Consider the following 11,172-nt stretch of genomic DNA (forward strand, 5'->3'; position numbering starts at 1 on the left):
CCGGGGAGGAGCCATGTCCAGCGCAACCTAACCTCCCCGGGTGGCCGGGAGGGACTCACTCCGGAAGGTGACGGCCGAGGTCGTGGCCTGTCGCGCCTGCCCCCGGCTGGTGGTATGGCGGGAGCAGGTGGCCACGGAGAAGCGGGCCTCCTTTGCCGGGGAGGAGTACTGGGGCCGGCCGCTGCCGAGCTTCGGGGACCCCCGCGCCCACCTGCTGGTGGTGGGCCTGGCCCCCGCCGCCCACGGGGGCAACCGCACCGGTCGCATCTTCACCGGGGACCGCTCGGGGGACTGGCTGTTCTCGGCCCTGTGGCGGGCGGGCTACGCCAACCAGCCGACGAGCGTGACGCCCGACGACGGCCTCGAGCTGACCGGCGCCTTCATCGCCGCCGCCGTGCGCTGCGCGCCTCCCGCCAACCGCCCCACCACCGAGGAGCGCGACCGCTGCGCCCCCTACCTGGTCCGGGAGATGGCGCTGCTGAGGGACGTGCGGGTGATCGTGACCCTCGGCCACTTTGCCCACGACGCCGTCTGCCGGCTGTTGGCGCTGCGGCCCCGGCCCCGCTTCTCCCACGGGTCGGAGGCCGAGCTGCCCGACGGCCGGTTCCTGCTCGGATGCTTCCACCCGAGCCAGCAGAACACCTTCACCGGCAAGCTGACCGAGGACATGCTGGACGCGGTCTTCCGCCGCGCCCGGGAGCTGGGCTCTACAACCTCTCGATGATCATGGCCATGCCCTGACCGCCACCGACGCACATCGTCTCGAGGCCGATGGTCTTGTCGAGGGTCTGCAGGTCGTTGATCAGCGTGGTCATGATCCGGGCCCCGGTCATGCCGAACGGGTGCCCGAGGGCGATGGCCCCGCCGTTGGGGTTCAGCTGGTCCTCGATGGAGATCCCGAGGGCGTCGCAAACCGGGAGCACCTGGGCGGCAAAGGCCTCGTTCAGCTCCACCACGTCGATGTCCTTGATGCTCATCCCGGCCCGGGCCAGCACCTTGCCGACGGCCTCGATCGGCCCCACGCCCATTATCTCGGGGGCCAGGCCCGAGATGGCGCTGGCCTTGATGCGGGCCAGGGGCTTGAGCCCGAGGCTGCGGGCCTTGTCCTCGTCCATGACGAGCACGGCGGCGGCGCCGTCGTTGAGGGGACAGGCGTTGCCGGCGGTGACCCGCCCGCCCTCCTTGAACGCCGGCTTGAGCTCGGCCAGCTTGTCGAGCTGGGTGTTGGCCCGGGGGCAGTCGTCCTGGCTGACGACAGTCCCGTCCGGCAGGGTGATCGGGGTGATCTCCCGCTCGAAGAAGCCGTTCTTCTGGGCCTCCACGGCGCGGTCCTGGGAGAGCTTGGCGAACTCGTCCATCCGGGCGCGGGGCACGTCGTACTTCTCGGCCACGTTCTCCGCCGTCATGCCCATCGGGATGTACACGTGGTTGACGAAGTCGTCGCGGCTCTCGTCCATGAAGCGGGGGTTGAGGTCGTCTCGCGAGCCGCCCTTGCCACCGGTGCGGCTCACGCTCTCCACTCCGCCGGCGACGTAGGTGTCGCCTTCCCCGGTCTTGATGGCGTGGAAGGCCATGCGGATGCTCTGCAGCGAGGAGGCGCAGAAGCGGTTGACGCTGGTCCCGGGGACCGTGTCGGGCAGGCCGGCCAGCAGGCCGATGTTCCGGGCCATGTTGTAGCCCTGCTCCCCGGCGTGGTTGGCGGCGCCCATGATCACGTCGTCGACGTCGGCCGGCTTGACCGCCGGTGCCTTGGCCATGAGCGCCTTGACGATCGTGCCACCCATGTCGTCGATACGGGCGTCGATGAGGGAGCCCTTGAAGGCCCGCCCGATGGGGCTCCTGGCGGTCGCGACGATCACTGCCTCGGGCATCCTCTGCCTCCCCTTAGAGTCCGGTCGACCCGACTCTACCGCCGCTCAGACGGACGCAGCCTTGGGCGGCATCAGCCGGGGCGCCGGGACGGCCGTCTCGGGCCAGCGGGCCCGGCTGACCCGGGACAGCTTGCGCATCAGGGCCACCGCCCCGGGGTCGTCGTCGGCCGGCCGGGTCTCGATCACGCCGTCCCGCACCAGGCCGTCCATGACCTCGCGCCCCCGGTCGGTGCGCACCACGGTCAGCGTCCAGTCGTTGAACGCCCCGATCCCCCCGGTCGAGATGTCGGCGTGCTCGGCGGCGAAGTCCGGGCACGACTTGCACCCCTCCCGCGTCCACGCGTGGCACTCCTTGAGGGGGATCTCGTGGTAATCCCCGTTGCGCATCCAGATCTGGAACACGCCCTTGATGTTCATCTTGACCATGTCCTGTTTGGCCAGCCCGTACTTGGCCAGGAACAGCTCCTCGAAGATCGAGTCGTCGAAGGTCTTCGAGCAGAGCAGCCCGATGTTGAGGGCAAAGCGCCGGGCCACCTTCCCCGCCTTCCGCGCCGCCATCACGGGGGGCGCCGAGGTCATGCAGCTCATCCCGACCATGGCGATGCGCTCGGCGCCGGCGGCGATGGCGTCGGAGTAGGCGAGGGTGTTGGCCGAGTAGGTGTAGCGGCTCCCGGCCGCGGCCAGGATCTCGTCGCGTGTGCGGGCCACCCCGGGCTTGGCCTTCCAGCTCGTGCCGTCCCCCTCCAGGTAGGAGACGAGGGCGGCGTCGATCACGTCGTTCTCGAGGGCCCAGACGAGGATGGCCGAGACCAGCCCGCCGTCCTGGCCCAGCTCGTGGACCTGGGGGTCGGTGGCCCGGGCCAGCACCACGTCCTTGGCCACGCCCGAGACCTCCTCGACCGTGCGCTCCCGCCCGAAGAGGAAGGTGTCGATCTCGGTCTCCCACCCGCGGAAGCGGGGGCAGGCCCGGGTGCAGAGCGTGCATCCCTTTACTCCGTGGGTGCAGTCGTCGAAGCCCCCGTCGGCCTCGACGTGGAACGGCTTGTACCGGCCGGCGTCGTCGTCGTAGCCGAGCACGTCATAGGGGCAGGCGATGATGCAGGCCGCGCACCCCGTGCACAGCCCCGACGTGACGACCTCGGTGTACAGGTGGGACCAGTGCGGCTTCTCCGGCGGCATGGAGGCCACACTATTAACCCGCCGGGTCCCCTACGCCCCGGCTCCTCCCGCAGGCGGGGACCCCAGCCCCGCCGCGGGCCGTAGGTTCATCCCGTGCCGGAGCTGGTCGAGGTCGAGGCGTACCGGGCCCTGGCCGAGAAGGCGGCGGGGCGCACGGTCGACCGGGTGCACGCCCCGGACGCCTGGTACCTGAAACGGGGGCTCACCGCCCGCTCCCTGCGCTCGGCGGTGCGCGGCCGGGAGGTGCAGGGCGTGCGGCGCATCGGCAAGCTCCTCCTCCTCGACACCTCGGGCGGCCCGACGGTCGGGCTCCGCTTCGGGATGACCGGGCGGCTCCATCTCGACGGGGTGGCCGGCGTCGACCGGCTGATCTACTCGAGCAACGCCGCCAATCCGGCGTGGGAGCGGCTGGTCCTGGGCTTCGCCGACGGTGGGCGGCTGGTGGTGAGTGACCCCCGCCGGCTCGGCGGAGTCGAGCTCGACCCGCCCGAGGACCGCCTCGGGCCCGACGCCGCCACCATCACGACCGCCGGGCTGCGCCCCGCCTTGGCCGGGTCGGGCGCCGACCTCAAGGCCCGGCTGATGGACCAGTCCCGGGTGGCGGGGATCGGGAACCTGCTGGCCGACGAGATCCTGTGGCGGGCCGGCCTGTCCCCGGTGCGCCCGGCGGGGTCGCTCACCGACGGGGAGGTGCGCCGGCTGGCCGGGGTGATCCGGAGGACCGTGGCGCTACTGGTCCGGCGGGGCGGCTCCCATACCGGCGACCTCATGGCCGAGCGGCGCCCCGGGGGCGTCTGCCCCGCCGACGGGAGCGACCTCGTCCGCGGCGTCGTCGGGGGCCGGACCACCTGGTGGTGCCCCGCCCACCAGGCCTGAGCGGCGGCGCAGGAGCATCCAGGCCAGGGTGGCCCACCCGGCCGCCGCCAGGATGATGGCGGTGACCTCGACCGCGTCCCAGAGGCGGGGCACGGCCAGCCAGAAGAACTCGTCGGTGAAGCGGACGATCCCCCACAGCCCGGCGAAGGCGGCCAGCATGATCCCCGGCGGCTGGCGCCGGGTGCGCTCCTCGATCCAGCGCAGGATCAGGAAGATCACGAAGCACTCGACCGACTGGAAGAGGGGCACCGGGATGCGGTCGCCGACCTGGCCGGCGTAGCTCATCCCGTACCAGGCGTCGGTGGGGTGGCCGCCGCCGTCGATCATCAGCTGGGGCCCGAGCAGGCGGCCCAGGGCCCACGACGCCATGAGCACCGGTGCCGCCACGTCGAGGGCGGCCCTCGTGCTGATGCCGGCCGCGTACCTGCGCTGGAACCAGATCCCGGTGGGAACGCCGAACAGGAGGCCGCCGAAGGACGACAGCCCGCCGTGCCAGACGGCCAGGATCTGGCTGAGGTTGTGCTCGTAGAAGGAGAGGTTGGCGAGGAGGTGCACCGCCCGGGCCCCGACGATGGCCGCGGCGATCACCCAGAGGAAGGCCCGGTTGAGCCACTCCCAGGGGTAGCCGACGGCCCGGAACCGGCGCCGCATGTACCACAGCGCGAACCAGAAGGTCAGGGCCAGCCCGATCCCGTAGGTGTGGATGTGGAACGGCCCGAGGTGGAAGTCCACCGGTATCGGCTTCAAGGGGCGGGATCGTAATGTGACGGGCTTGGCGGATGGCCTCACCCCCGACCGGTTCGTGACCGTGGAGCGCCGCCCCGGCGGCGTGGCGCTCCTGCGGCTGGACCGTCCGAAGATGAACGCCCTGTCCGGAGCGCTGCTGGCTCAGCTGGCCGGGGCGGTGGCGGAGCTGGCCGCGGACCGGCCCGGGGCGGTGGTCGTCTGGGGCGGGCCCCGGATCTTCGCCGCCGGCGCCGACGTCTCGGAGTTCGTCGACGAGGGGTCGGGGCGGCCCGCGCCGGAGCGGGCGGCGGCGGTGGGCGCCGGGTTCCGGCGCGCCCTCGACTCCCTGGCCGCCCTCCCGATGGCGACGGTGGCGGCGGTCAACGGCTACGCCCTGGGCGGGGGTTGCGAGCTGGCCCTCGCCTGCGACCTCCGGGTGGCGGGGGACGACGCCCGCTTCGGCCAGCCCGAGATCCTCCTCGGGATCATCCCGGGGGGCGGCGGAACCCAGCGCCTGACCAGGCTGGTGGGGCCGGCCCGGGCCAAGGACCTGGTGCTCACCGGCCGGCACGTGCCCGCCGACGATGCCATGCGGATCGGGCTGGTCGACCGGCTGGTGCCGGCCGAGGAGGCCCTGGACGCCGCCTGCGCCCTGGCCGCCGCCCTGGCCGCCGGACCGCCCGAGGCGACCGCCCTGGCCAAGCGGGCGGTGGACGAGGGCGCCGGCCTGTCCCTGTCGCGGGGCCTGGACCTGGAACAGGAGCTGTTCGCCGAGGCGTTCGGGACCGGGGACGCCGCCGTGGGGGTGGCCTCGTTCCTGGAGAACGGTCCCGGGAAGGCCCGCTTCCGCGGGCCGGAGTAGGGGTGGCCCGTCTCCTCCTCGTGGCTCTGTCGGTCGGGTTGTCGAACTTCGCGGCGTCGGTCGGGCTCAGCCTCTCGGGGGTCGACCGGGCCCTCCGCATCCGGGTGGTCCTGCTGTTCGGTGCGTTCGAGGCGGGCATGCCGGTGGTCGGGCTGCTCCTCGGCCATGGGCTGGCCGGAACCCTCGGCTCCACCAGCCGGTGGATCGGTGGCGGCCTGCTGGTGGCCACCGGGGTGTGGACCGCCCTGCACCGGAGCTCGGCCGGCGCCAAGCCCGGGACCGGGCAACTGGTGGTGATGGCGGCGGCGCTGTCGATCGACAACCTGGTCGTGGGCTTCGCCCTCGGGACCCTGGCCGTGTCGCTGCCGGTCGCGGCCGGCGTGATCGCGGGAGTTAGCGTGGCGTTGTCCCTGGTGGGGCTGGAGATCGGCGCCCGGCTCGGGTCCCGGGTCGAGCGCTGGAGCGAGGAGATCGGGGGCGGGGTCCTGGTGGCGGTGGGGTCGGTGATCATGGCCGGGCTCCTCGACTGAGCGGGCCGGGCCCGACCAGAGCCGACCGGCACGCGGCAGGATGCCGGTGACAAAGTGTCGAAAGTCACCTAAGCCGGGGAAATCAGACAGGCGGCGGAACGCGTCCACTGGGGGGGGAGCCGTGGGGACATCGAGCCGGGAGCAGCGCGAGGCAATCGAGGCGGTAAAGGACCCGTTCGCCCGTAACACCCTGCGGGTCGCCTACCACGTCCGCAAGTACATCCTCCTCTACGTCTGCGGGGCCCTCGGGGCCCTGGCCCTGTCCCTGTTCCCGACCCTGTCGGGGGGCGGGGGCCCCTCGGGCAGCGGCACCCTGGCCAGCGGGGCGGGGACGCCGTCGGGCCAGGCGGCCAACGGCGCGGTCGGCGCCGGCGCCACCGGGAACACGACCGGCGCCGGGTCCACCACCGGCCTGTCGGCCTCCGGCGGTCCGGTGGCGGCAGGCGCGTCACCGGCCGGACAGGCGGCGGGCGCGACCGGCGGCGGCAGCGGCGGAGGCACGTCCTCCGGTGGCCCCGTCGGCCAGGTCCAGGTCGGCACGGGCAAGACCGTCTCCGGTGCGACCTGCACGGCGGGTGTGCACCAGCTGGCGTGGTCCAAGTACTCGGACATGTGCGTGGCCAGGTTCACCGGCAACAACGGCGGGGCCACCTACAACGGCGTCACCGGCAACTCGATCGTGATAGCCGTGCGCGTCCCGTCCGACGCCCAGGGGGCCAACTCGCTCGAGGCGCAGGCCGAGAACGAAGCGGCGGGCGGGGCCAGCAACGACCAGATCTGGGGCTACACCCAGAAGATCGTGAGCTACCTCAACGGCCAGTTCGAGCTCTACGGCCGCCACGTCGTGCTCAAGCAGTTCAACGGCCAGGGGAACTACACCAACGAGGAGCTCGACACCGGCCAGGCCCCGGCGTGCGCCGACGCCGACACGGCGGCCAGCAGCGTCCACGCCTTCGGGGTCCTCGACTACACGACCTACGGCTTCGAGACCGGCGTCTTCTCGGACTGCGCCGCCCGCTACCACATGTACGTGCCCGAAGGGGCGGGCTACTTCCCCGAGTGGTGGTACAAGCAGCACAACCCCTACGTGTGGGGGATCACGATGAACTGCGAGCTGATCGCCCAGCAGACGGCCGAGTTCGTCGGCAAGGAGATCGCCCCGTTCCCGGCCAAGTGGGCGGGCAACGACGGCGTCACCAGCATGGCGAACACCACCCGGAAGTTCGCCACCTACGTGCCGGGGAACGCCGAGTACCAGTCGTGCGTCCAGGAGACGCTCAACATCGACGAGAGCACCTACAAGATCCCCAAGGGGCGGGAGGACCAGTACAACTACAACCTCGACGTCTCCCAGTTCCCCCAGCAGGCCCAGCAGGCGATCGTCCAGTTCGCGGCCAACCACGACACGACCGTCACGCTGGCCTGTGACCCCATCTCGCCGATCTTCCTGACCCAGGACGCCGTCAACCAGAACTACTACCCGGAGTGGCTGGACATCGGGGTGGCCCAGACCGACTTCGACAGCTGGGGCCAGCTGTGGGACGCCCATGCCGTCTCCAACCACCTCTACGGCGTGTCGCAGGCGGCGTCCACCGTGCAGATCCTGAGCCCGAGCAGTGACGCCGGCCAGGGCCTGGCGAAGGCCGGCGTCCCGATCAACATCAGCAGCGCCACCGACTACTACAGCCTGCTCTCGATGTTCAACCAGCTGCAGGCGGCGGGTCCCGGGTTGAGCCCGGCGGCCATCGCCAGCGCAACCCCGGACATTCCCCAGGGGACGGGGTCGTTCGGCACTTGGCACTTCGGGAGCACGCACACGGCCATCATCGACGCCCGCGAGATCTGGTGGAACGGCGGCGCCAGCTCTCCCGCCGACCACAAGACCGGCACGTTCGAGGAGCTCTACGGCGGCAAGCGGTTCGTGTTGGGCCAGTACCCGTCGGGCCAGCCGCCGTTCTTCCAGTGAGCCCCGCCGTCCGGGACCGGCTGTCCCCGGTGTCGGAAGCGGCCCGCCGCGCCTCCGACACCGTCTCGTCACGCCCCGCGGCACGCGCCGCCCTGTGGTTCGGGGCCGCCGCCGCCCTGTGGCTTGTCCTGGCCGCCGTCCTTCCCCACGGGGCCCCACCCGGCGTGGTGGTGCAGGGCGTGGTCCTCGGGGCCATCAACGGACTGGTCGCGCTGGCCATGGTCCTGGTGTGGCGCTCCAGCCGCATCCTCAACTTCGCCGCGGCCGACATGGGCGCGGTGGCGGGGGTGCTGGCGATCGAGCTGCACATCAAGCTCAACCTCAACTACTTCGTGTGCGTGGCCACGGGCGTCGTGGCGGCCGCCGCCATCGGAGCGGTGGTCGAGGTGTTCATCCTGCGCCGCTTCACCAACGCCCCCCGGCTGATCGTGTCGGTGGCTACGATCGGGATCTCCCAGGTTCTCTATGGCCTCTCGGTACTGATCCCGGTCGAGTGGAACAAGGGCAACAACTCGGGCAACTTCACCACGCCCTTCAACGTCCACTTCACGATCTCCCCGGTGCTGTTCAACGGCAACTACGTGGTGGCGATGGTCCTCGTGCCGATCGTGATGGTGGCCCTGACCCTGTTCTTCCGCTACAGCAGCTACGGGGTGGCCATCCGCGCCGCCGCCGACAACGGGGACCGGGCCCGCCTGCTCGGCATCCCGGTCAAGCGCCTGTCGACGATCATCTGGACCATCACCGGGATCCTCTCGGCCCTGGCCATCCTGCTGCGGGTCCCGATCCAGGGCTTCTCGGCGTTCGACAGCGTCTCGAGCAGCGGCACCGAGCTGTTGTTGTTCTCGCTCACGGCCATGGTCATCGCCAACATGACCAACCTCCCGGTGGTGGTGCTGGCTTCGATCGCCCTGGGGGTGCTCGACTCGCTCGGCGCCTGGACCTTCCAGAACTCGAGCCTCGTCGACGCCCTGCTGCTCGTCGTGATCCTCCTGGCTCTGTTCGCCAAGCGCCAGAAGCTGTCCCGGGCGGCCGACACCGGGATCACGACGTGGCAGATGATCAAGCAGGTGCGGCCCATCCCCCCGGAGCTGATGCGGTTCCGGCAGGTGCGCCGGGCCGGCACCGGCGTCCGTCTGGCCGTCCTGGCGTTTGCCGTGACCCTGCCCCTGTGGGAGACGCCGGCCCACACCATGCTGTCCTCCCTCATCCTGCTGTACGCCATCGTGGCGGCGTCGCTCCTGATCCTGACCGGCTGGGGCGGGTTCATCTCCCTGGGCCACGTGGCCTTCATGGGCCTGGGGGCGGGCACCGTCGTGAGCCTGATGGCCAACGCCGGATGGAGCTTCTTCCCCGCCCTGGCGGCGGGGGCGGCGGTGGCGGGGGTGTTCGCCTTCATCCTCGGCCTGCCGGCCCTGCGCATCGGCAGCCAGATCTACCTGGCCGTCGTCACCCTCGCGCTCGCCGCCACCTGCGCCGACTACTTCTTCGTCCCCAAGTACTTCCCGTGGTTCGCGACCACCAAGCAGATCACCCGGGCCCCGATCTTCGGGCGCCTCGCCGTCGACACCGACCAGCAGTTCTACTTCGTGTGCCTCATCGCCCTTGCCGTCGTCCTGGCTGCCGTGCGGGGGATGCGCAACAGTCACGCCGGGAGGGCCAGCCTGGCGACCAACGACAACCGCCAGGCCACGCAGTCCTTCGGGATCAACACCACCCGGCTCAACCTGTTCGCCTTCGCCGCCTCCGGGGCGCTGGCGGGGCTGGCGGGGGGTCTGTTCGCCGTACTCGACCAGGGATTCTCCACCGGCTCCTTCGACACCAACGACGGGCTCAACTTCTTCCTGATGGTCGTGATCGGCGGTCTCGGCTCACTCCCGGGGGCGGTCCTCGGCGCCGTGTACGTATACGGAGCCGCCTACCTGCTCCCGAGCGGAGGTTGGTCGTTCCTGGCCACCGGGATCGGGGTGCTGATCGTGCTCATGTTCTTCCCGGGCGGGCTCGGGGAGCTGGTGTTCAGGGTCCGCGACTGGTTCCTGCGCCGCTTCGCCGAGCGCCACGGCGTCCTCGTGCCGAGCCTGCTGGCCGACGTCCGGACGGACACGTACTCCCCGTCCGGCCAGGACGCCCCCGATGACGTCGAGGCGACGCTGGCCCACGGCCTGGCCGCGGTGGAGCCCTCGCCGTCCGAACCGACGCCGCTCCCGCTCGAGCCGGTAGGGGAGCGGCGGTGAGCGCCGCCCCCGTCACGACGGGCGGGAGCCGCTGGGCCGCGCTGCGCGGCGCCGCCGGGCAGACCGGGCTGGTCCCGCTGGCCATCCTCGTCGGCTTCTCCGCCGTCATCAGCTTCGACCAGCAGGCCTTTGCCGTCCTGGCTCCGGACATCCGCAGCACCTTCCACATCAGCACCGGCACCACCGACACCATCGCCAGCCTCACCGCGGCGGTGCCGATCATCTTCTCCGTCTACCTCGGCTATCTCGGGGACAGGACGAACCGGCTGACGCTCACCGCCGTGTGCGGGCTGCTGTGGGGTGTGACCGCCATTTTCACCGGCCTCGCCCCGCTCCTCGTCGTGCTCGTGCTGGCCCGCTCGATCGGCGGGATCGGGTTCCTGGCCACCGAGACGGTGGCCCCGAGCCTCCTGGCCGACTACTACGCCCCGGACGGGCTGGGCACGATCTTCGGCGGCTACCGCTTCCTCGGACAGGGCTTCGGTCTGGCGGCGGGGCCGCTGGCCGGCGTGATCGCCGCCATCTTCAACTGGCGGGTGTCGTTCGTGGTGCTGGCCGTCCCCACCTTCGTCTTCGTCGTGCTGCTCCGCGTTCTCCACGAGCCCGCCCGGGGCCTGTCGCTCGGGCTGTCCCTGTCGGGGCCGGGGAAGCTCTCGGTGATGGAGGGCTACCGGCGGGTGCGCGCCATCCGCACCGCCCGGCGCACATGGGCATCGGCGTTCCTGTTCGGCGCCGGCACCCTCCCCTTCCTGACCCTGCTGTCCACCTTCTTCAAGGACGTGTACCACTACGGGGACACGCGGCGGGGAGAGCTGGCCGTGCTCTACGGGATCACCGGACTGATCGGCGTGGCGTGCGGCGGGATCGTGGCCCAGCGCCTGACCGGCTCGGGTCGCGTGCGCCTGATGCCCGTGGCCAACGCCGCCTT

9 protein-coding genes and 1 pseudogene are annotated in these 11,172 nt (G+C 71.5%); 7 read left to right on the forward strand and 3 right to left on the reverse strand.

Going from position 1 to position 11,172, the window contains the following annotated elements:
- The first annotated feature begins 40 nt into the window (after positions 1-40).
- Positions 41-724, forward strand: coding sequence for a uracil-DNA glycosylase (locus VFW24_01465; protein HEX5265417.1), 684 nt, complete (start codon positions 41-43; stop codon positions 722-724).
- On the opposite strand, the gene VFW24_01470 is transcribed toward VFW24_01465, so the two are convergent.
- Positions 708-1,871, reverse strand: a complete 1,164-nt coding sequence (locus tag VFW24_01470; GenBank protein HEX5265418.1) for an acetyl-CoA C-acyltransferase — start codon at positions 1,869-1,871, stop codon at positions 708-710. The genes VFW24_01465 and VFW24_01470 overlap by 17 nt on opposite strands.
- 45 nt (positions 1,872-1,916) lie before the next feature.
- Positions 1,917-3,050 (reverse strand): Coenzyme F420 hydrogenase/dehydrogenase, beta subunit C-terminal domain, encoded by a 1,134-nt coding sequence (locus tag VFW24_01475; protein ID HEX5265419.1) that lies wholly within the window; start codon positions 3,048-3,050, stop codon positions 1,917-1,919.
- Between the two features lie 93 nt (positions 3,051-3,143).
- Between VFW24_01475 and VFW24_01480 the strand changes: the two genes are divergently transcribed.
- Positions 3,144-3,926 (forward strand): DNA-formamidopyrimidine glycosylase family protein, encoded by a 783-nt coding sequence (locus VFW24_01480; protein ID HEX5265420.1) that lies wholly within the window; start codon positions 3,144-3,146, stop codon positions 3,924-3,926.
- A gap of 36 nt (positions 3,927-3,962) precedes the next feature.
- On the opposite strand, the pseudogene VFW24_01485 reads toward VFW24_01480, so the two are convergent.
- Positions 3,963-4,715, reverse strand: a pseudogene (locus VFW24_01485) (prolipoprotein diacylglyceryl transferase family protein).
- Between VFW24_01485 and VFW24_01490 the strand changes: the two are divergent.
- The 5 genes from VFW24_01490 to VFW24_01510 all read left to right on the forward strand — a co-directional run.
- On the forward strand, positions 4,699-5,514 hold the full coding sequence (locus tag VFW24_01490; protein HEX5265421.1) for an enoyl-CoA hydratase/isomerase family protein: 816 nt from the start codon (positions 4,699-4,701) through the stop codon (positions 5,512-5,514). The pseudogene VFW24_01485 and the gene VFW24_01490 overlap by 17 nt on opposite strands.
- Before the next feature lie 2 nt (positions 5,515-5,516).
- Entirely contained in the window at positions 5,517-6,044 is a 528-nt protein-coding gene (locus VFW24_01495) for a manganese efflux pump (protein HEX5265422.1), read from the forward strand.
- 121 nt (positions 6,045-6,165) lie between these two features.
- On the forward strand, positions 6,166-8,010 hold the full coding sequence (locus tag VFW24_01500; protein HEX5265423.1) for a hypothetical protein: 1,845 nt from the start codon (positions 6,166-6,168) through the stop codon (positions 8,008-8,010).
- Entirely contained in the window at positions 8,007-10,244 is a 2,238-nt protein-coding gene (locus tag VFW24_01505) for an ABC transporter permease (GenBank protein ID HEX5265424.1), read from the forward strand. Before VFW24_01500 ends, VFW24_01505 begins: the two co-directional genes overlap by 4 nt.
- The coding region (locus VFW24_01510) for an MFS transporter (GenBank protein ID HEX5265425.1) at positions 10,241-11,172 on the forward strand (932 nt) is incomplete at its 3' end. The genes VFW24_01505 and VFW24_01510, both read left to right, overlap by 4 nt.

It is taken from the genome of Acidimicrobiales bacterium (genome assembly GCA_036273495.1).
In the GTDB taxonomy this organism is placed as follows: Bacteria; Actinomycetota; Acidimicrobiia; order Acidimicrobiales; family JAJPHE01; genus DASSEU01.